Below are 19,707 nucleotides of genomic sequence, written 5' to 3'. Positions count from 1 at the left end.
GAAGCCGGCATGATTTTCCACGCGAACCCCGGTGTCATCGACCTCGGGGTCAATATCGACCACGTGGCCACGCTGCGCAACGCGCGCGGCACGGTGTATCCCGATCCGATTCAGGCAGCGCTGCAGGCCGAGGAGGCCGGCGCCGACCTGATCACGCTGCATCTGCGCGAGGACCGTCGCCATATCCGCGACGCCGACGTGCGCGCGCTGCGCCCGAAGCTGGCCACGCGCATGAATCTGGAATGCGCGATCACTTCCGAGATGCTCGACATTGCGTGCGAGATCAAGCCCCAGGACGTCTGCCTGGTGCCTGAGAAGCGCGAGGAAGTCACTACCGAAGGCGGACTCGACGTAGCGGGCCATTTCGAGCAGGTCAGCGCCGCATGCCGGCAACTGGCCGACGCGGGTATCCGTGTATCGCTGTTCATTGATGCTGACCCTGACCAGATTGCCGCCGCTGCCGCGTGCAAGGCGCCGGTGATCGAGATCCATACCGGCCGCTATGCTGATGCGCATACGGCGGAGGAACAGGCAGTCGAGTTCCGCCGTGTGGCGGCGGGCGTGGAAGCGGGGCAGAAGCATGGTCTGATCGTCAACGCCGGCCACGGCCTGCACTACACCAACGTCCAGCCGATCGCCGCGCTGCCGGGGATCAAGGAGCTCAACATTGGTCACGCGATCGTTGCACACGCGGTGTTTGCCGGGTGGCAGAACGCCGTGCGCGAGATGAAGGCCATTATGGTGGCGGCGCGCCTCGGTACCCGTTACCCGGTTCCGGGTCAGCCCGCGTGATCTACGGCGTCGGCACCGACATCATCCAGATTGATCGCGTACGCGGCGTGATGGAGCGCACGCGTGGTCGCTTTGTCGAGAAGATTCTCGGGCCGCGCGAGATGAAGATCTATCTTGCGCGCAAGGCACGCTCGGAAAAACGCGGCCTGGCATTCCTGTGCACGCGTTTCGCGGCCAAGGAGGCATTCTCGAAGGCCATCGGCCTGGGGATGCGCTGGCCGATGACGTGGCGCGCGATGGAGTTGCTGAACCAGCCATCAGGCGAGCCCGCGCCGCATTGCACTGGTGAACTGGCGGAATGGTTGCGGGAACGCGGCCTGGTCGTCCGTGTCAGTGTCAGTGACGAACATGAATATGCGGTCGCGTTCGCGATCGCCGAGCGGGGTGGTCAACTGGCGGCCCCGCAATCCGAACCCGCTTCGAACTGAATTCGATATTCGATATGAACAAGAAAGTCTCCGGCAAGCGGCCGGGCCCGGTAGTGCTCGACGTCGTGGGCAAGGAACTCACCGCCGAGGATGCGCGTCGCATTGCCCACCCGCTGACGGGTGGTGTGATCCTGTTTGCGCGCAACTTCGAATCGCGTGCGCAACTCGTGGCGCTGACGCGGGCCATTCGTGAAGTTCGTGACGATGCGCTCATCTGCATCGACCATGAAGGCGGCCGCGTGCAGCGCGCCAAGACCGATGGCTTCACGCACTTGCCGGCGATGTCCCGGCTCGGGGCGCTGTGGGACCGTGACGTGCTGACTGCCACCAAGGTGGCGATGGCTTGCGGCTACGTGCTGGCGGCCGAACTGCGTGCCTGCGACATCGACCTGAGCTTCACCCCGGTGCTTGACCTCGACTATGGCCGCAGTGGTGTCATTGGCGATCGTGCGTTCCATGCCGATCCTCGTGTGGTGACCATGCTGGCCAACCATCTGACGCACGGACTGCTGCTGGCCGGCATGGCGAACTGCGGCAAGCACTTCCCGGGGCATGGCTATGTCGAAGCCGATTCGCATGTGGCCATTCCGGTGGACGAGCGCGGTCTTGATGAAATCCTGTCCCAGGATGCCCGCCCTTATGACTGGATGGGCCCGGCGCTGGCGTCGGTGATGCCTGCCCACGTGATCTACCCGAAGGTCGATCCGAACCCGGCGGGCTTCTCGCGCTACTGGCTGCAGGACATCCTGCGCACCCAGCTTGGTTTTGAGGGCGTGATTTTCAGTGACGACCTCAGCATGGAGGGCGCGAGCGTGGCCGGTACCGTTACCCAGGCCGCGCGCGCCGCGCTCGAGGCGGGTTGCGACATGGTGTTGATCTGCAACCACCCGGATCGCGCGGACCAGTTGTTGAATGAACTCGATGTGTCGATCGGCAAGGCCTCGCAGCGGCGCATCCGCAAGCTGTTCGGTCGCCGCAAGCCGCTGGACTGGAACAAGTTGCAGCAAGATGGCGAATACCGTGCCGCGCTGCGCCTGCTGAAGGAACACGATCTGATCGCTTGAGCGACTCAGGCCGCCGGGTGGTGGATCGACGCCACCCAGACATGAATCCGCAAGAATGGATCGGTAGAAAGAAAAAAGGGCAGCCGAAGCTGCCCTTTTTTGCGTATGCCCTAAGAGATCTTAGTTGGCGCGGCTGCGGTATTCGCCGGTACGCGTGTCGATTTCGATCTTGTCACCGATGTTGCAGAACAGCGGCACTTGCAGTTCGAAGCCGGTGTTGATCTTGGCGCCCTTGAGCACCTTGCCCGACGAGGTGTCGCCCTTGACGGCCGGTTCCGTGTAGATGATCTCGCGAACCAGCGTCGTCGGCATTTCGACCGAGATGGCCTTGTCGTTGTAGAACACCACTTCCACCACCATGCCGTCTTCGAGGTAGTTCAGCGAGTCGCCCATGCTGTCCTTCTCGACTTCGTACTGGTTGTACTCGGTGTCCATGAACACGTACATCGGGTCGGCGAAGTACGAGTACGTGCACTCGCGGCGCTCCAGCACCACGACTTCGAACTTGTCGTCGGCCTTGAAGACGGATTCGCCCGGGGCTTCCGTCAGCAGGTTCTTGTACTTCATCTTGACGACAGCGGCGTTACGACCTGACTTGTTGTACTCGGCCTTCTGAACCACCATCGGGTCGGAACCAATCATGAACACGTTGCCGACGCGGAGTTCCTGTGCGATTTTCATCTGAACTGTTTTCCTGAAAAAAATGGTCCGGGATCGTTGTAGGTGCCCGGAAATCGGTATGGCGAAGGGCGCAGCCGGCGTTTGCTGTTCTTGGGCCTTTGAACTTGGCTCGCCATAAAAATCAACCGGCTATTTTACCCGATTTTCGCAGAAGGCCACGAGATTCGCCGCCAGATCTCCCAAGTGCTGCAACTGCCGCTGCCAGCGGTCCATACCGGAAGTGAGGGCGGGTAATTGTGCCTGTAACGCCGCCCAATCCGGTGCATGGCCGTAGCCATTCCACGCGTGCGTGAAATTCGTCAGCGCGGCGGAAGCCTCGGGCACCACGCCGGAGCGTGAGAACCGGCCGAGCCAGGCGTCGAGCTTCTCGCGGTGCGCGTGGTCATCCTGGGGGTAGATGTGCCAGATCATTGGCTTGGCGGCCCAGTGCGCCCGCACGCATGAATCCTCGCCGCGCACGAAGTTGATGTCGCAGGCCCACAGCAGTTCATCGTAGTGTTCCTGGCGCACGAACGGGATGCATTGCATGGTCAGATTGCCGCGCTGGTGCGATTCACCCGGCTGTAGCGGCGCGCCGAGCCACCCGCCCGCCTGCGTGGCGGCCAATCCTTGTGGCACAAGGCATTGGACCGGCGTCGTGCCGTCGCGCCATTGTTCGAGTAGCGCAGGCAAGGCCGGGTTCGAATAAGCGAACAGGCTCGTCCGCAGGGCGCCTGCGATCGGCTGCACGCCCAAACGGTGCCAAAGCGTGGCTTGCGCGGCCGGGCTGTCCAGGAATGCCGCGCGTGATGCGCCGAGCATGGATTCGCGCAAGAGGCCTCCGGTGCCGTGTGCAAATCCCGGGAAGAAGAAGTACTTGGTCAGTGGCAGCCGGGAGTGGGGCGAGGCCATCGCATGATGTTCGCTCACCCAGGCCTCGGCGCTCAGGTATTCAAGATTGATCCAGACGGGTTTGCGATCGACCGCGGCCATGGCGGCCTGCAACGGCTCGGGCAGATGGCAGGCAAAGGCCTCGATCACCACGTCGTGCGGCGTGACGGGCTCGAACGGTGCCTCCGGCTTTGGATCCCAGGTGTGCACGTCCACGCCGGCCAGCCGCTGGCGGGTGGCCGTCACGTCAATCTCGGGTGCCAGTCGGGAAAAGCTGGCCAGGTCATCGACCCACAGTCGCACCGCATGACCGTGTTCCTGCGCCAGTTGGCGTGCCAGTCGCCAGCAGACGCCAATGTCGCCAAAGTTGTCGATGACGGTGCAAAAGATGTCCCAGGAACGGATTGGCATGACGATGACGGTGCCCGCCTGCGGAAAGTCCGGCGGGAGAATTGCTCTAAACTTGCGATTCTAGAGCGAGCGCCCCACGTTGGCGCGTTACGTCACACACTTTCCGTCCCCGATGCCCGAGCAGGAACCCGTCCTTCCCACCGAGACAACGCCGCCCGAATCCGATGCCCCGGAATCGTCCGGCGCGCCGGCGTTCGACCCGCGCCCGATCCTGGCGCGTATGCCGGGGTTGCCTGGTGTCTATCGCTACTTCGATGCCGACGGCAACATCCTCTATGTCGGCAAGGCGCGCGACCTGAAGAAGCGGGTCTCGAGCTATTTCAACAAGACGCAGTTGTCGCCGCGCATTGCGATGATGGTCGCCAAGATCGCCCGCATCGACACCACGGTGGTGCGGACGGAGGCGGAGGCGCTGCTGCTTGAGAACAACCTCATCAAGGCCCTGGCGCCGCGTTACAACATTCTGTTTCGCGACGACAAGTCCTATCCATTCCTCAAACTGACCGGGCACAAGTTCCCGCGCATGGCGTACTACCGTGGCGCCACCGATCGCAAGCACCAGTATTTCGGGCCGTTCCCGAGCGCGCACGCCGTGCGCGAGAGCATGCAGATCCTGCAGAAGGTCTTTCAGTTGCGAACCTGCGAGGACACGGTTTTCAACAATCGCACGCGGCCGTGCCTGCTGCATCAGATCCACCGCTGCACCGGGCCGTGCGTCGGCGCGATCAGCGAGGATGACTACGCGCGGGACGTGTCGAACGCGGCGCGCTTCCTGCAGGGGCGAGAGACCGAGGTGCTTGAGGGTCTGCAATCCAAGATGGAAGCCCATGCGGTGCAACTGGAGTTCGAGCAGGCTGCGGCGGTTCGGGACCAGATCGCCGCGCTGTCGACCGTGCTCAAGCGGCAGGCCGTGGAGGAAGTCGGCCAGGCGCGCGACATCGACATCCTGGCCGTGGCGGTGCAGGGTGGGCGTGCCTGCGTGAACCTGGCAATGGTGCGCGGTGGTCGTCATCTCGGCGACAAGGCGTACTTCCCGGCCCACGTCGACGAGGCGGCGATGATCGTGGAGGAGGGAGACGAGGCAGACGGTAGCGCGCATGAAGGAGCGGCTGCCGATACGGATCCGTTGCCCATCGACCGCATCGCCGCTCGCGTGCTGTCCGCTTTCATGGTGCAGCACTATCTGGATCAGGCACCGCCGCCCATCGTGGTGGTGAGTCATCGACCGGCCGATTCCGCCTTGGTCGAGGCGCTGTCGATGCAGGCGGGCCGGAAGATCACGCTGGTGCGCCAGCCTCAGGGCCAGCGCAAGACATGGCTGGAGATGGCCGCGCAGGGTGCGGGCTTGGCGCTGGCTCGTCGGCTGGCAGAGCAGGGCAGCCAGGAGGCGCGCACGCGCGCGCTGGCCGAAACCATTGGCCTCGACCTGGAGGATCTGGCGACATTGCGCATCGAGTGTTTCGATATCAGTCACACCGCTGGCGAGGCCACGCAGGCATCGTGCGTAGTGTTCCATCATCACGAGATGCAGAACAGCGAGTACCGACGCTACAACATCGCCGATATCACGCCGGGCGATGATTACGCTGCGATGCGCCAGGTGTTGACGCGCCGGTACCAGAAGCTCGTCGAGCAGTTGCAGGAGGCGGGTGGCGATCCGGCTGGCGATGGCGGCGACGGCGTGCCCCGTATGCCCCGCGTGGTGCTGATCGACGGTGGCAAAGGGCAGGTCGAGGTCGCGCGGCAGGTGTTCGAGGAACTCGGTCTCGATATTGGCCTGCTGGTTGGCGTGGCCAAGGGCGAAGGACGCAAGGTAGGTCTCGAGACGCTGGTGTTTGCCGACGGCCGGCCGTCGCTGGAACTGGGGCAAGGCAGCGCGGCGCTGATGCTGGTCGCGCAGATCCGGGACGAGGCGCACCGGTTCGCGATTACGGGTATGCGCGCGCGCCGGGCCAAGGCGCGTACCACTTCGCGGCTCGAGGAAATCGAAGGTGTGGGGGCGCGCCGCCGGCAGAAGCTGTTGACACGCTTCGGAGGTTTGCGGGGCGTGATGGCGGCCAGCATCGACGAACTGGCCAGCGTTGAAGGCATTTCGCGCACCCTGGCCGAGGAGATCTACCGACAGTTGCACTGAGCCTCGCGCGCCCATGAATTGGGCGGTTTTCGGCCCGAAACTACGTGTCGGGTCCGAAATCGGCGACAATCGCGGCAATCGACATCGCAATCCAGCCTTGTCTGCCCGGGAACACACTGCCCTAGCACCGCCCATGCCACTTAACATTCCCATTCTGCTGACCTGGCTTCGCGTGGCCATGATCCCGCTGGTCGTCGGGGTTTATTACCTGCCCGAGGCCTGGTTGCCGATGCACACCAAGAACGTCACCGCGGCATCGTTCTTCGTCATCGCGGCAGTGACGGACTGGCTCGATGGTTTTCTGGCGCGGCGCTGGAATCAGACCTCGGCCTTCGGCGCGTTCCTCGATCCGGTGGCCGACAAGCTCATGGTGACAGCCGCATTGCTGTCGTTGCTCGCGCTGGGGCGGGTGGCCGACCTGATCGCGCTGGTCATCATCGGGCGTGAGATCACGATTTCGGCACTGCGCGAATGGATGGCCCAGATCGGGGCTTCGAAGAGCGTGGCGGTGAATTTCCTTGGCAAGCTCAAGACCACGGTGCAGATGATCGCGATCCCGTTGCTGTTATTCAACGACGCTCTGTTCGGTGTGGACGCATCGCTGCTTGGCGGCTGGATGATCTACCTGGCAGCCGTGCTCACGTTGTGGTCGATGTTCTATTACATGAAGCTCGCCTGGCCGCAGATTCGCGAGCGCAGCGAGGTTATCAGCGGGGCTCGGACACAAAAGTGAGATTTGCTGCAAAAAGTTGTTGACGAGCCGGATCGTCCTTTGCAATAATCTCGTTCTCGCTGCTGACGACGCAAACGAAAGCAGCAAGATAAGCGGTACATAGCGCGAAATGGCAGCATAAAGCTGCGCGTTTAAAAGAAGTTGCGCGATAGTCTGCTTTTCGGTAAGATGCAGGGCCCTGCGGGAGTAGCTCAGTTGGTAGAGCGCAACCTTGCCAAGGTTGAGGTCGCGAGTTCGAGACTCGTCTCCCGCTCCAAATTTTGATCCACAGACTTCTACTGGGGTCTGTAGGTCATTGAAAAAAGGAGCTTCGGCTCCTTTTTTCATTCCAGCGAGTGCCACGGAAATCCACCCACAGCTACCGTTTTTGAGTGACCAAATAAGGCACAAGAATACGGGTGGGTCGGCTACCGGATAGTTGCTGGGGCTGAGCGGGGACCATGACGAGCATAGGGCCTAAGTCATTACTTAGGAGTCTCGAAATGGCGCTCTCTGATCTGACCGTCCGGCAGGCGAAGACCACCGGAAAACGCTACACCCTCTCCGACAACGACTGCCTGGGCCTGATGGTCTCAGCCGCAGGCGGCAAGTCATGGCAATTCCGCTACTACTGGCTGGGCAAGCAAAAGCGCCTGTGCCTGGGCGGCTATCCTGCTCTCAGCCTGCGCGAGGCCCGGATCGAGCGAGACAAGGCCCAGGCCCTGCTCGCCAGGGGGATCGATCCTCAGGTCGAGCGCGACCAGAAACGGCACGCGGCCAAGCTGGCGGGCGAATACACCTTCAAGACCGTCTTCGATGCCTGGGTCGAGCATCGCCGCAAGGAACTCAAGGAAGGCCGTCAAAGCACGCTGTCGCAGATCCTGCGCATCTTCAACAAGGACGTGTTGCCCACCCTGGGAAGAATGTCGATCTACGACATTCGCCGCCCCCAACTCCTGGGCGTCTTGGCGGCGATCGAGAAACGCAAGGCGTTCACCACCGCCGAGAAGGTCCGCACCTGGTTCAACCAGTTGTTCCGCTATGCCCTGGTCATTGCCGAGGGGTTGGAAGTCAACCCGGCCGCCGACCTGGACGTGGTGGCAGAGCCCAAGCCCCCCGTAGCCCACAATCCCTACCTGCACCTGCCCGAGATGCCCGAGTTCCTCCAGAAGCTCCGGCTCTACAACCCCCGTGGCTGGCAGACCCAGCTTGGCGTCCGGCTGCTGTTCCTGACCGGGGTGCGCACCGGCGAACTGCGATTGGCCGAACCCGAACAGTTCGACCTCGACAGGGGCTTGTGGATCATCCCACCGCAGATCGTCAAGCAGCTCCAGGATGAAATGCGCAAGGCAGGGAAGCGGCCGCAGGATGTGCCCCCCTATATCGTGCCGCTATCCCTGCAGGCCATCGAGATCGTGCGCTATCTCCTGGGGGTGATGCGGCCGGCGCAGAAGTACTTGCTGTCACACCGCAGCGAACTCAAGAAGCGCATCAGCGAGAACACCCTCAACAAGGCCGTGCAGCTCATGGGCTATGAGGGGCGCCTGACCGGCCACGGCATCCGCGGCACTATCTCGACGGCGCTCAACGAGATTGGCTACCCGAAGATTTGGGTGGACGCGCAGCTTTCCCATTCCGACCCCAACAAGGTGAGTTCGTCCTACAACCACGCCAAGTACGTTGAGCCGCGCCGTCGGATGATGCAGGACTGGGCCGATCGGCTCGACCTGCTCGAACAGGGCGAAGTGGAAGCCGCGAGCGCGCATCTGACCATCCGTATCGACGGGGTGCCGGCGATGGCAGAAGTGGAGGAAGCGGTGGATGCGACCCTCGCGATGGCCGAGCCCACTCCTCCCGGCGTCCCGCCCGTCGTGGCCACGCCTATTGTCGTAACCCCGAGCAACGGCGGCATCACGTTCCAGCGGCTGTCTCAGGTACCGCCGCCTCCGACGCATGCCCCAGAGCCGGAAGTGTCCGCGATCCAGCGCGAGCGCGAGGAAATGCTGACCATCTACGAGTCTCCAAGCAGCTTGCCGGTCCCGCTGTTCGGCAAGCTGGCCGGAAAGTCCAAGGACCAGATCAACCGCGAACTGAAAGCGGGCAAGTTGCTGTCCATCAGTTTGGGCAATCGGGGGCAGCGTGTTCCCGATTGGCAACTGGTGCCGCTCAAGCACAAGCTGGCCCAGGTGCTCATGAACCAGTGCCCGCACGCGGATTCGTGGGATCTGTACCGCATGCTGACCCAGCCGCACCCTGACCTGGGGGACCGCGCGGCCATTGATGCGGTCACGCCGACCAACGTGCCGGCGATCATCCAGGTCATCATGGGCGACTACCAGCACTATGCGGATATGCCCGAGGCCATTGCCCCGTACCCCATCCCCGAGGATGTGCGGCAAAGCGTTCGTCGGCTGGTGGATAGCGCAGTAGTTCTAGACGGAGCATAGGGCTCTCAAACCTTGCAGGGGCCTTGCGGCCCCTGCATTACGCTTGCACCGCCTCCACGAGTTCGCTCAGCGTGCGCGGTGCGGGAGCGAAGAACACGGCGCCGGTGTGCGCCGTCGAGAAATCGAGCAGGCGGTCGTGCATGCCTGGCGGATCGCCGAGGAACATGCGCTCCAGCATCTTCTGCGTCACCCACAGATGCCTGGAGTAGCCGATGAAGTAGGTGCCATATTCGCCCTGGCCGGGGCGGCCGAAGGGCATGTTGTCGCGCAGGATGTCGTGCTCGGTGCCGTCGTCGTCCACGATCGTGGCGAGGGTCTTGTGCGATTTCTGGCCGCTCGTCGCGTCGGGCAATTCGACATTGCTGACGATCTCCCGGCCGATGATCCGCTCTTGCTCGTCCTTGGCGAGCCGAGCCCACGGCTGCATTTGGTGCAGATACTTCTGCACCACCAAGTAGCTGCCGCCGGCGAACGCCTGATCTTCACTGCCGACCAGCGTCGAGGCGCCGATGTCGTGCCCGGTCGGGTTGGCCGTGCCATCGACAAAGCCAAGCAGGTCGCGGGAGTCGAAGTAGCGAAAACCGACCACCTCGTCGGCCACCGTCACGCTGCTGCCCAGTTGGTCCAGCAGCAGGCGCTCGAATTCAAAACAGAGGTCCTCGCGTTCGGCACGGATGTGAAAGAACAGGTCGCCGGGCGTGGCAGGCGCGGTGTGCTTGGCACCCTCGATGGGCACGAAGGGCCGTAGTTCCTTCGGGCGCTTCCCGGTCTGGAAACGGTCCCATAGCGCCGATCCCAGTGCAGTGATGCACGACAGCCGGCCGTTGAGATCGCGGAAGCCCACCGTTTTGATCAGGTCGTCCAGCCCGTCCAAGACGCCGGCGACCGCCTGAAGGGCCTCGTGGCCCTCGGCGACTGTCAACGTGAGAAACACCGCCGCGCGCGACAGCGGCGCATCGATGCTTTGCGAGTCAATTGGTACTCGATCCCAACCACTTCCAACCATTCGTGCCTCCAAAGACCATGTTAATTCATCATATTGCCAGAGATGGAAGCGCTATCACTGGCGCGCTAACAGGCGCGTGCCGCTGCAATTACCCGCACGCAGCCTCGGCGAGAGCGGGCTATGGGGTATTCGAGCAAGCCGCCCTGTCCCTGGCAACCAACATTGCCCTGTGCTCGAACCGCTCAGAAACAACATTGGCTCGTCCGTGGGGCCGCTGCAGATATGTCACGATCTCGTAGGGGCCGTCTGAAAGCGGTCGCATAGTGATCCCCCACGCATGGGCACGCTCAATGCGCGATTGCGCGGAGAGCCCCACTCCGTAGCCAGCGGTCACCCAAAGCGCCATCATCTCGAACGAAGTCACGTGCTGAATGCTCTGCTGGCTCAACGGAAGAAAGGACAGTCGCTGATCCAGCAGTAGGCAAGCCTCCGCCGGCCAGCGAAACACCGGATAGTCCAGAAGCTCGGCAAGCGTGATCTTCGCCTGGGCAACTAAGGGGGACCCCAGCGGCACTGCAACAGCCACGTTCTCCACCCAGAGCGGTTGGCTTTTCACGGCCGGAGCACCAGCGTTCCGAAGCGTCATTCCAGCGTCGTAGCGGCCTTCCTCAAGGCCCGTCAACAGATCATCGGCTGAGGTCTCAAAGAACGTGATGGTGACTTCTGGTTCCTCCGCGCGCTGTAGGGCAAGAAGCGTTGTGAGGCAAGAGGATGGCACTCCGGGCGCGATAGCAAGCCTGAAATGGGAAAACTGGCTGGTGGCGTCATGCATGAGGGCCCCCAATAAGCGATCTGTCCAGAAAGGCAAACCAGCGTTGCAGGAAAGAGTGAAGTTTAACGTCGTTATCTTTAACGTGGTTAATTGTGGCAGATTGTTTGACGCTTCTGCTAATGCAGAAATCAACAATTCAGCCAGGCCGTCCTTCTGGCACATCGACGTATGAATCCGAGTCGGCGTTAGCCTTCGGACAGGCCGTGCGCGCTGCGCGCGTCGCTCAAGGAGTCGCGCAAGACGAGTTCGCATCTCGGGCAAGCATTTCGCGTTCTCACATGGGTAAGATCGAGCGTGGTGAGCACGTGCCCACGCTTCCGCTCATACTGAAAATTTCTACGGCACTTGGAATAAGCGCGGCTGACCTGATGACGGCGACCGAACGCAATCTGCGTGCCGACACTGATCCCTGAGTGTCTAGCCTGCCAGGCTCCGTCAACCGTCCGAAGAGTCGCGAAGGCGAACGATAAATCGCTCCACCGAAGCCGATAAATTGCCGCCGTCGGGCCGAAGCAGGTAGGTGGTGATCACGGCAGAATCCATCGCCAAGGGGCGGATCACCACATCCGGCCGTTGGGAGATGGGAATCTTGGTCGCCGTCATGAAGCCGATGCCGTAGCCGGCGCCGACCAACGTGAGCATCATGTCCAGCGAGGACACTTCCTCGACAACATTCAGCTTGTGCTCCAACGTGTTGAGCAGCCGCTTGAGTTCGCGGCAATAGCCCTCGCATACCTGCGGGTCGCACAGGACAAGTGGATGGCCTTGAAGTTCTTGAAGTGGCACCTCCTTGTAGGTGAGCAATGAGTGACGAGCTGGCACCGCAATCACCAGCGGGTCGTGCCAGATTGGTTCGGCAGCGATACCGTCGCCGACATCGCCCGTGTGCGCGAACCCGATCATGAAGTCGCCCGAACGCAAGCCACGCACTTGCTCTGCCAGAAGCACTTCTGACAAGCGTATTTCGATCTCCGGCTCCTCGGCGCGGCAACGAGCCAGAAATGCCGACAGCCGTGGATCGATAGCCCCATCTGATACAGCGATGCGCAGGCTACCGCGCAAGCCCGATGCCACAGCCTTGGCATTTTCACGAGCCTGTTCCAGCACTGTGAATAGACGGCGAACATCTTGCAAGAAGACCGCGCCCGCCGCCGTTAGAACTGTTCCTCGTCGGTTTCGGTCGAAGAGCACTACGCCCAACTCGTCCTCAAGTTCCTTGATGGCTCGTGATAGCGGTGGTTGTTCGATATGCAGGCGCTCAGCCGCCCGCGTGAAATGTAGCTCCTCAGCAAGAACTACGAAGCAGCGAAGATGGCGCAGCTCCATAGGCCACCCTCCCGTTCCGACTTATCCAACACTGTGCTATCTCCCTATAGAAGTGACTGCCATTCTGGCGGCGGCGAGTTCGGCCACATCATTGGAAACTTCTGGCTGAATGAGCCAGGGCTGGGTTGACCGTGCGATGGCCCGAGGCAGGCACAACACCAGGCGAGCCTGATCAAGTCCGTGGGGTGATAAGGATCAGACGAAGGCTATCTCCAGCCACGCACGTCAATGGATGCCGTGCATCGTCCCCGTCTGACCCTTGGCCGATTGCGAACCAAGCGCTTGAACACGCTTGCGGTTGATCATCACCTGCGGATTGCTGAGGCTCTGCTCCTGGTCCGAGCCAAGGCAAGTACCCTGGGGCAGACGGCAAATGCCGGCGAAAATATTCGCCGGCTCCAGTTGCTGCCCGGAGACTGGCGGGACCAGAATGCCTCTCACCAGAAAGTGTGAGACATCCTGATGCTTAGCCCGCGCCGGATGCTTAATGCCGCACTGAACCATGCGGGTCGATGACGTACTTGTATGCAGAACCCGCGTCGAACTCTTTGTACGCGGCGGGCGCGTCTTCGAGCTTGATGAACTTAGTGTTCATCATCGGCGAAAGGTAAGGCATGCGATCGTTCAGTATCGCCCGCATTAACGCGTGGTTGTAGTTGGCCGTCGGAGATTGACCAGCCGACATTCGCGGCGACTTGATCCAGGCGTTGGACCATTCCAGATCCATATGGCCTTTCTTGGCTTTCGGGTCTTTCGAGATCGGGTTTGCGCAGTACACACCGACCGTACTGGTCATTCCGCCGAAGCGGACATATTTGAGCATTGCGTTGGTAACAGCGCTCTCCACGATCTTGTCAGCCTCCGCGCCAAACCCGCGGCAGTCCACACCAACATAGTCGATGACGCGATCCACCTCCCTGTGCCCGGTAATGCGTTCGAGATGCTCCTCGATCGGCACGCCGTCGGAAAGGTTGATGGTTTCCACGCCGTGTGGCTTGAGAAGGTCCAGCCGCTCTTGAATGTAATCGGCAACGATGATGGCGCCTGCACCCAGAAGTCTGGCGCAGGCGGCACCCGCTCTGCCGACCGGCCCGGCACCGAAGATCAGGATGTTTTCGCCGACGACGTAGGCCGGCGCGGCTGGCCAGTCTGGGCCAGCGAACCCATGGAAAGCTGTGGGTAATACGTCAGAGAGAAGGGTCAGGTCGCGGATTTTTTCCATGGCGGCATCCTTGTCAGAGAAGCGAAGGAGATTGAAATCCGCATACGGTACGAAGAGATAATCACCTTGCCCCCCCGTCCAGCCACCGAGGTTGAACCCGTAGGCTCCGCAGTCGATTTCGGGGTTGGTGTTCTCGCATACATCGGAGCGCATATGCTTGCAGTTGTAGCAACGCCCACACCCCACATTGAAGGGAACGGAAACGATGTCGCCCTTCTTCACGACTTCGACGTCTGATCCCACTTCGATCACTTCGCCGGTCATTTCATGGCCCATGGTCATTCCCTTGGGAACAGCAAACGAACCGCGATAAATGTGAAGGTCGCTGCCACAGATATTTGTGGTAACTATTTTGAGGATAGCGCCATGGGGTGCGCTTTTCCCTTGAGGGGTTATCAGCTCTGGAAATTTGAAGGTGTTGACCTTCATTTCCAAGGGCTTCTCGAAAGTCACGATTCGGTTACCGGTCGGAGTCATTTCGTCACCTCTGTGCGTTAATGTTTCCATCTTCTAAATCGAAGTGGGAAACGAAATTTACCGCTGTCAAGAAGAACGATCGTGGTATTGCCTAGCCGTTGGCCGCGTCTCCTTCTGCGGTCTTGACAGCATCGGATCAAGCTCAGAAGTGGTCAAACTGGAATAATCTATGTGCAGATAGGCACGATCTATCTACGCGGGATCGTCGAGCCGTGCTCGTCTCCTAGCCGGGAGAGGGCAACGATCATCGCTACATCGCGCCTCCTAGCTTGATCTAGGAACAGTCAGCTCGACCCAGCGAGACATGAGGAGGCCGCATGCAGCAGGTACTCCTGCCCCCCCGAGTTGCCCCTGGACCTAGTGGCCTTCGATGGGTTGCTCAGCACGTGGCGCCTGTTAGCGGCGCACACGGCATGCCTGCAATCTTCGCCTGGTTGAAGCAATACAGAGTTGCTCTTCAAGACTCGCTATTTCAGGGGGCTTTGAGATGAGTCTGCTTTGGGCTGGAACCGACGATGGATCGATATAACGGATTGAAGAGTGGTGGCGAGTTCGGGGGTGTGCACCATTTCGAGCAATGCACGCGATGACGGTGCCTCGAACGCATTTTTCCCAGCAACGAATCCGACATTTGAGTGCGACATTGGTCCATTGATTGCGATTGCGTGGAGATTTGGAATGTGCGCGAGTTGGCCGGCGAGAGATTGCGGAAGAACTGCCGAATATTTTCCTGTCGCCACGTGTGCCGATAGCACGTCAATTGAATCAGTGCGAATAGTCTGCGCGGTACATTGCATCAGCCTATCTTGAATGGGTTCAGGTACTGCCGAGTTCAGCACGCAGAGTTGTCTATTGAGAACATGGTCCCACGTTGTGCTTCGGGGTTGCTGTGTTCTCGCGGCGTGAAAAAGGAAAATGCGTTCACGGTACAGAAGGTGAGTATCGAAGTCTTCCCCTGGGATATCCTCCAAATGCATGAGTGCGATATCCAAATTGTTTTCTCGAATCGCCTGTAGCAGGGAAGAAGCGCCGGAAACCAGAACTGATTGTTGAAGTAAGGGTGTTTTTTCAGCAAGGGCGATGCTTAATGTGGGCGCTACACCGGCAGTTCCTGGGAGTATCCCTAGCCGGAATTGCCCCTCTATACCTCGCCGTAGTGCGGAGAGTTCTCGCTCCAGCCCTTTGCAGTCGTCATACATCTGCTGAGCCCAAGACAGTACGCGCATCCCTTCAGAAGTGAGGCCGTCATAGCGTCGGCCATGACGCACGATCTCGACACCCATGTCTTCCTCCAATTGCTTAATGCCCGCGGAGAGTGTCGGCTGAGAAACATTGCAGCTTTTGGCCGCGTTGCCAAAATGGCCTTCACGGTGCAAAGCAAGCAAGTATTCAAAGTTTCTTACGATCATATATTTTCTTCTGATAAAGTTGATTGGATTTTATACTTTCACGAAAAACCCTGCGCACGCTTCGATCCGCGTCCAACCTTGGGCACGTAGCTGGCACGCATGAAAGGCTGCCGCGCGCAGTGTCCATACAGTAGGTTCGACTCGTCATCGACGGTCAGCACCACAACGCACGGGACAGCCAATAGCGCGAACACAGGTGCTTTGCGCTGTGGGCGAGTCGTCCTCATGTAGCTTAGGGAAACTTATATGGACGCCTCCCGAAGCTCAATGGGGTAGTCATGCTGACGTATAGGTAGGAGCAGTCTTATATCCGGCCTGTTTGTGCAGGCCGACAAGCCTACTGGCCCTGATGGAATCCGCTGACGAGGCCCTCATCTGAAAATCGAGCTGATGGTGTGCCCATAGCTCATATTCCCTACCAGGTTTACCTCGTCACGGTCTGACCTATTTCGCCATCACGTATCTACCGCGTGCGCTCCTTGTGAAGCCTTTTGTCTATAAGCTTTTTCAATGCCCTACAGGGCATGCCGTAAAGAGTTCTGCGCGATATCGGGAGCCTTTGACCAGCACAGCCCAAACGGTTCTCGCGAGTTTATTGGCAACTGCGGCCACCACCACGTTATACGGTCGCCTGGCAAGCAAGCGCTCAACCCACTCAGACTTCTGCCCCCTGGCAATGATTGAGCGGGCACCATGCATAAACAGTGTTCGCAGATAGGTGTCACCGCGCTTGCTCAGCCCCAGTTGCCGAACTCGACCACCTGTGCCTGTCTGTCGAGGAACCAGTCCCACCCAAGCGGCAAACTGCCGACCGGAGCGAAAGGTTTTGGCATCGCCCAGCGAGGCAACTGCGGCTGTGGCCGTCAACAAGCCTACTCCGGGGATTTCTGCAATTTTTTGACAATCGAGACGCTCACGCATGCAGTGTTTCAAACGGAGTTCAATCGCTTGGATTTCTTCGTCCAGCCGGATTACCCGTGCCCACTGCTCGCGCAGACTTTCCAACAGCACATGGGGTACTTGATTTTCCGCATCGACGAAGGCGTTAGGCACCGCCTTGGTCAGCGGGGTGTAGCCTTCCGGCAACACAATCCCGAACTCATAGAACAAGCCGCGCAATGCATTGCTTTGCATAATGCGAAATTTCAGCAGTTGAGCGCGGATGCGGTGCAGCGAGAGGATGGCCTGCTGATCAGCTTGTTTGATTGCGACTTGGTGGGCGTCGGGCTGCTGCACTGCTGTCCATATCGCTTGGGCATCAGCCGCATCGGTCTTGTTCCTGAGTACGAATGGGCGTACCGAGCGAGGAGCCAGTAAGCGCACCTCATGCCCCAACTGCTGAAGCTGGCGCGCCCACCAGTGCGCACTGCCACAAGCCTCCATCGCTACCAAGTAGGGCTGACGCTCGGCGAAAAACGCCAAAACCTCTTCACGCCGCAGCTTGAAACGTTCGATTTTTCCGGAGCGCTGATCGACGGTATGCAGTTGGAAAACCTTCTTGGCGATGTCCATACCAATCACACTCTGTTTCATGGTGGATCCTCCTGTTAGAGGTGTTCTTGCTGTTCACACGCGTTACTTTGACACTTGTATATCGGGGCCGCGAGATCCGCTTGTCGTGCACAGTGCGGCGGTCGGCCCGCTGCCGGGGGGAGGCGTCCATACCATCTGAAGAAGACTTCCAGATTTTGGCAAAATACCCGGATTCCACCCGCTGAGTTTCCCCATGAAGCAGATGACCTTCGCTGACGCCGAGTACGCCGGTAAGCGCAAACAAACCCGCAAAGAGTTGTTCCTGATCGAGATGGATCGGGTGGTGCCGTGGAAGGGTTTGATTGCCTTGATCGAGCCGCATTATCCCAAGGGTGAAGGCGGTCGTCCGGCCTATCCGCTGATGGCGATGCTGCGCGTGCACCTGATGCAAAACTGGTTCGGTTACAGCGATCCAGCGATGGAAGAGGCGCTGTACGAGACCACCATCTTGCGCCAGTTCGCGGGGCTGAGCTTGGAGCGTATCCCCGATGAAACCACCATCCTCAACTTCCGTCGTTTGCTGGAGAAGCACGAACTAGCCGCCGGCATCTTGGCTGTCATCAATGGCTATCTGGGCGACCGAGGGCTGTCGCTGCGCCAAGGCACGATCGTCGATGCCACGCTGATCAATGCGCCGAGTTCGACCAAGAACAAGGACGGTAAGCGCGACCCGGAAATGCATCAGACCAAGAAGGGTAACCAGTACTGTGTGTCACGAACACAGGTCGTATGACCTGTGATGCTGTACCGAAGATGGAAGTAGGCCTTCCGAAGTCGGCTTGCAGGAGCAGGCTTCAAACCACCCGGTGCTGCTGCATCCAAAAGGTGCGGTGGTGAGCAACCGAGGAAAAGTCATCCCATGATGATGGCAGGTGAGTATGGAGAAGATGAGCGAAAGCAAACCGTCCGATGACGCATCGTTATTCCCTAAAGTGCTGTCGAAACTGAGGTTGAGTACTGGCTTCAGGACGAGTTGGGGCGTTACCTGCTTACGGCCCCAGTGGCAGCCGGTGTAAAGGCGGCATGATCTCCATACAGGCTTGGGTACGGAACGTGAGAACCTTGTTCCAGATGCAAAGGAAAATGACAAATGGCTAAAACCATGAGGAAGAATACCAATGCTGGAATGAGGGGCGGAGCCTCCTGTAGTAGTGATGAAGCCTTTGTAATGAAGGCGGAGCGAAGGGGAGGCGTTATCCTGTCAACGAACGCTGTCAACCTCAGGGGATGAGTGGCGTGAGTTCGAACAAACCTTACAACATAGCGCGTGATATGGGAGGCCTATCAGCAGGTCAGAACCAACCGGGGAGCTGCTGGAATCGACGATGAGACCATTGCCGATTTTGAGCGGAACCTGCCGAAGAATCTTTACAAGCTATGGAATCGAATGTCGTCGGGGTCTTATTTCCCGCCGCCGGTCAAGGTTGTTGAGATACCGAAGGCATCGGGGGGTATACGCAGGCTGGGAGTGCCTACGGTCAGCGACCGTATCGCACAAACTGTAGTCAAACTCCTCATCGAGCCGAAGCTGGATGCGCTTTTCCATCCGGACTCATATGGATACCGACCAGGGCGTTCAGCCAAACAGGCCATAGCGATCACACGCGAGCGCTGCTGGCGATACGACTGGGTGGTGGAGTTTGATATCAAGGCGGCTTTTGATCACATTGATCATGAACTGCTGATGAAAGCGGTGCGAACCCATATCAAAGAGGACTGGATACTGCTGTACATCGAACGATGGCTGGTTGCTCCGTTCGAGGCAGCAGATGGCGTTCGCATTCAACGCGAACGTGGCACCCCGCAAGGCGGCGTGATCAGTCCCATGCTGATGAATCTGTTCATGCATTACACCTTTGACGCTTGGATGCAACGAAACAGCCCAAACTGTCCTTTTGCCCGGTACGCCGATGATGCGGTAGTGCATTGTCGTAGCGAGAGGCAGGCAGAACACGTGATGCGTTCAATCGCTTCACGTCTAGCAGTTTGTGGTCTCACGATGCATCCCGAGAAATCGAAAATCGTGTACTGCAAGGACAGCAATCGACGCGCGGAGTATCCGCATGTGAGCTTTACCTTCCTTGGTTTCACTTTTAGACCCAGGAAGGCAATCGGCCAACAGAACAACCTTTTCACCAGCTTCCTGCCGGGAGTCAGTGCGCAAGCGTTGAAGCGGATGCGGCGAGCAGTGCGCGAGTGGCGGGTCAACCGCCAAACTCACGTGACGCTGGCTGCTGTGGCTCGGCTTTACAACCCAGTGATACAAGGTTGGTGGCAGTATTATGGCGCGTTCTATCGGACGGCCATGCTTGGCATCTTTCGACATATCGATAGCGCACTCAAGCGTTGGGCCGGTCGTAAGTACAAAATACTTCACGGGCGCAAGCGGCGCATATCTCAATGACCTTGCCCCTGTTCCACGA

Annotated in this window: 16 protein-coding genes, 1 tRNA gene and 1 pseudogene; 10 read left to right on the top strand and 8 right to left on the bottom strand. The window is 59.7% G+C overall.

Features of this window, described 5'->3' with window-relative positions; all coding sequences use genetic code 11:
• Window positions 1-9: 9 nt before the first annotated feature.
• Genes pdxJ through nagZ form a run of 3 tightly spaced genes read left to right on the top strand, consistent with a single transcriptional unit; the run spans window position 10 to window position 2,284 of the window.
• A complete protein-coding gene (gene pdxJ, locus B2246_RS20875; protein ID WP_186424937.1) occupies window positions 10-792 on the top strand; it encodes a pyridoxine 5'-phosphate synthase in 783 nt (260 codons plus the stop codon).
• Window positions 789-1,220, top strand: coding sequence for a holo-ACP synthase (acpS, locus tag B2246_RS20870; RefSeq protein ID WP_008642370.1), 432 nt, complete (start codon window positions 789-791; stop codon window positions 1,218-1,220). Before pdxJ ends, acpS begins: the two co-directional genes overlap by 4 nt.
• A 14-nt stretch (window positions 1,221-1,234) precedes the next feature.
• A complete protein-coding gene (nagZ, locus tag B2246_RS20865) occupies window positions 1,235-2,284 on the top strand; it encodes a beta-N-acetylhexosaminidase (RefSeq protein ID WP_286881713.1) in 1,050 nt (349 codons plus the stop codon).
• A gap of 120 nt (window positions 2,285-2,404) precedes the next feature.
• Here nagZ and efp read toward each other — a convergent pair whose 3' ends face one another.
• Together efp and earP are read right to left on the bottom strand one after the other, a co-directional pair.
• Window positions 2,405-2,965 carry an elongation factor P gene (gene efp, locus B2246_RS20860; protein WP_008642375.1) on the bottom strand — a complete coding sequence of 187 codons (561 nt, stop codon included), beginning with the start codon at window positions 2,963-2,965 and terminating at the stop codon, window positions 2,405-2,407.
• Between the two features lie 129 nt (window positions 2,966-3,094).
• On the bottom strand, window positions 3,095-4,246 hold the full coding sequence (gene earP, locus B2246_RS20855) for an elongation factor P maturation arginine rhamnosyltransferase EarP (protein ID WP_286881712.1): 1,152 nt from the start codon (window positions 4,244-4,246) through the stop codon (window positions 3,095-3,097).
• Between the two features lie 112 nt (window positions 4,247-4,358).
• Here earP and uvrC point away from each other — a divergent pair, with 112 nt between their 5' ends.
• From uvrC to B2246_RS20835, 4 genes are all read left to right on the top strand, one after another.
• On the top strand, window positions 4,359-6,380 hold the full coding sequence (gene uvrC / locus B2246_RS20850) for an excinuclease ABC subunit UvrC (RefSeq protein ID WP_286881711.1): 2,022 nt from the start codon (window positions 4,359-4,361) through the stop codon (window positions 6,378-6,380).
• A 133-nt stretch (window positions 6,381-6,513) separates the two neighbouring features.
• A complete protein-coding gene (pgsA, locus tag B2246_RS20845) occupies window positions 6,514-7,113 on the top strand; it encodes a CDP-diacylglycerol--glycerol-3-phosphate 3-phosphatidyltransferase (RefSeq protein ID WP_008642380.1) in 600 nt (199 codons plus the stop codon).
• A 180-nt stretch (window positions 7,114-7,293) separates the two neighbouring features.
• Window positions 7,294-7,369: transfer RNA gene (locus B2246_RS20840), tRNA-Gly, on the top strand.
• 226 nt (window positions 7,370-7,595) lie between these two features.
• The gene (locus B2246_RS20835; protein ID WP_009876631.1) at window positions 7,596-9,539 is read left to right on the top strand and encodes a tyrosine-type recombinase/integrase; all 1,944 of its coding nucleotides are present in this window, start codon (window positions 7,596-7,598) and stop codon (window positions 9,537-9,539) included.
• A 37-nt stretch (window positions 9,540-9,576) separates the two neighbouring features.
• Here the strand turns inward: B2246_RS20835 and B2246_RS20830 are convergent, their stop codons facing one another.
• Both B2246_RS20830 and B2246_RS20825 read right to left on the bottom strand, forming a co-directional pair.
• Window positions 9,577-10,545 (bottom strand): Dyp-type peroxidase, encoded by a 969-nt coding sequence (locus B2246_RS20830; protein ID WP_020924940.1) that lies wholly within the window; start codon window positions 10,543-10,545, stop codon window positions 9,577-9,579.
• Between the two features lie 118 nt (window positions 10,546-10,663).
• Window positions 10,664-11,317 (bottom strand): substrate-binding domain-containing protein, encoded by a 654-nt coding sequence (locus B2246_RS20825; protein ID WP_023106332.1) that lies wholly within the window; start codon window positions 11,315-11,317, stop codon window positions 10,664-10,666.
• Window positions 11,318-11,436: 119 nt separating this feature from the next.
• Between B2246_RS20825 and B2246_RS20820 the strand changes: the two genes are divergently transcribed.
• Window positions 11,437-11,730: a helix-turn-helix domain-containing protein gene (locus tag B2246_RS20820; RefSeq protein WP_009459591.1), complete on the top strand. Its 294-nt coding sequence runs from the start codon at window positions 11,437-11,439 to the stop codon at window positions 11,728-11,730.
• A gap of 22 nt (window positions 11,731-11,752) precedes the next feature.
• Here B2246_RS20820 and B2246_RS20815 read toward each other — a convergent pair whose 3' ends face one another.
• The 4 genes from B2246_RS20815 to B2246_RS20800 form a co-directional block, all read right to left on the bottom strand.
• On the bottom strand, window positions 11,753-12,643 hold the full coding sequence (locus B2246_RS20815) for a LysR family transcriptional regulator (RefSeq protein WP_017514782.1): 891 nt from the start codon (window positions 12,641-12,643) through the stop codon (window positions 11,753-11,755).
• Between the two features lie 484 nt (window positions 12,644-13,127).
• A complete protein-coding gene (locus B2246_RS20810) occupies window positions 13,128-14,294 on the bottom strand; it encodes a glutathione-independent formaldehyde dehydrogenase (protein ID WP_226929782.1) in 1,167 nt (388 codons plus the stop codon).
• A gap of 515 nt (window positions 14,295-14,809) precedes the next feature.
• On the bottom strand, window positions 14,810-15,751 hold the full coding sequence (locus tag B2246_RS20805) for a LysR family transcriptional regulator (protein ID WP_058655490.1): 942 nt from the start codon (window positions 15,749-15,751) through the stop codon (window positions 14,810-14,812).
• A gap of 507 nt (window positions 15,752-16,258) precedes the next feature.
• Window positions 16,259-17,284, bottom strand: coding sequence for an IS110 family transposase (locus B2246_RS20800; RefSeq protein WP_141123344.1), 1,026 nt, complete (start codon window positions 17,282-17,284; stop codon window positions 16,259-16,261).
• Window positions 17,285-17,477: 193 nt separating this feature from the next.
• On the opposite strand from B2246_RS20800, the pseudogene B2246_RS20795 reads away from it, so the two are divergent.
• Both B2246_RS20795 and ltrA read left to right on the top strand, forming a co-directional pair.
• Window positions 17,478-17,990, top strand: a pseudogene (locus B2246_RS20795) (IS5-like element ISPre1 family transposase); the annotation flags it as partial.
• 561 nt (window positions 17,991-18,551) lie between these two features.
• Window positions 18,552-19,688, top strand: coding sequence for a group II intron reverse transcriptase/maturase (gene ltrA, locus B2246_RS20790; protein ID WP_286881710.1), 1,137 nt, complete (start codon window positions 18,552-18,554; stop codon window positions 19,686-19,688).
• Window positions 19,689-19,707 lie beyond the last annotated feature (19 nt).

This window comes from Cupriavidus sp. UBA2010 (assembly GCF_002335265.1).
In the GTDB taxonomy this organism is placed as follows: Bacteria; Pseudomonadota; Gammaproteobacteria; order Burkholderiales; family Burkholderiaceae; genus Cupriavidus; species Cupriavidus metallidurans.
This window is presented reverse-complemented; position numbering and strand designations above follow the sequence as displayed.

Bases quoted from the DNA above. Each gene is read 5' to 3' on its own strand.
- B2246_RS20830 (WP_020924940.1), bottom strand. From the start codon at position 10,545: ATGGTTGGAAGTGGTTGGGATCGAGTACCAATTGACTCGCAAAGCATC.
- B2246_RS20835 (WP_009876631.1), top strand. From the start codon at position 7,596: ATGGCGCTCTCTGATCTGACCGTCCGGCAGGCGAAGACCACCGGAAAA.
- B2246_RS20805 (WP_058655490.1), bottom strand. From the start codon at position 15,751: ATGATCGTAAGAAACTTTGAATACTTGCTTGCTTTGCACCGTGAAGGC.
- efp (WP_008642375.1), bottom strand. From the start codon at position 2,965: ATGAAAATCGCACAGGAACTCCGCGTCGGCAACGTGTTCATGATTGGT.
- B2246_RS20810 (WP_226929782.1), bottom strand. From the start codon at position 14,294: ATGAAGGTCAACACCTTCAAATTTCCAGAGCTGATAACCCCTCAAGGG.
- B2246_RS20825 (WP_023106332.1), bottom strand. From the start codon at position 11,317: ATGCATGACGCCACCAGCCAGTTTTCCCATTTCAGGCTTGCTATCGCG.
- pdxJ (WP_186424937.1), top strand. From the start codon at position 10: ATGATTTTCCACGCGAACCCCGGTGTCATCGACCTCGGGGTCAATATC.
- B2246_RS20815 (WP_017514782.1), bottom strand. From the start codon at position 12,643: ATGGAGCTGCGCCATCTTCGCTGCTTCGTAGTTCTTGCTGAGGAGCTA.
- B2246_RS20820 (WP_009459591.1), top strand. From the start codon at position 11,437: ATGCAGAAATCAACAATTCAGCCAGGCCGTCCTTCTGGCACATCGACG.
- nagZ (WP_286881713.1), top strand. From the start codon at position 1,235: ATGAACAAGAAAGTCTCCGGCAAGCGGCCGGGCCCGGTAGTGCTCGAC.
- earP (WP_286881712.1), bottom strand. From the start codon at position 4,246: ATGCCAATCCGTTCCTGGGACATCTTTTGCACCGTCATCGACAACTTT.
- pgsA (WP_008642380.1), top strand. From the start codon at position 6,514: ATGCCACTTAACATTCCCATTCTGCTGACCTGGCTTCGCGTGGCCATG.
- uvrC (WP_286881711.1), top strand. From the start codon at position 4,359: ATGCCCGAGCAGGAACCCGTCCTTCCCACCGAGACAACGCCGCCCGAA.
- B2246_RS20800 (WP_141123344.1), bottom strand. From the start codon at position 17,284: ATGAAACAGAGTGTGATTGGTATGGACATCGCCAAGAAGGTTTTCCAA.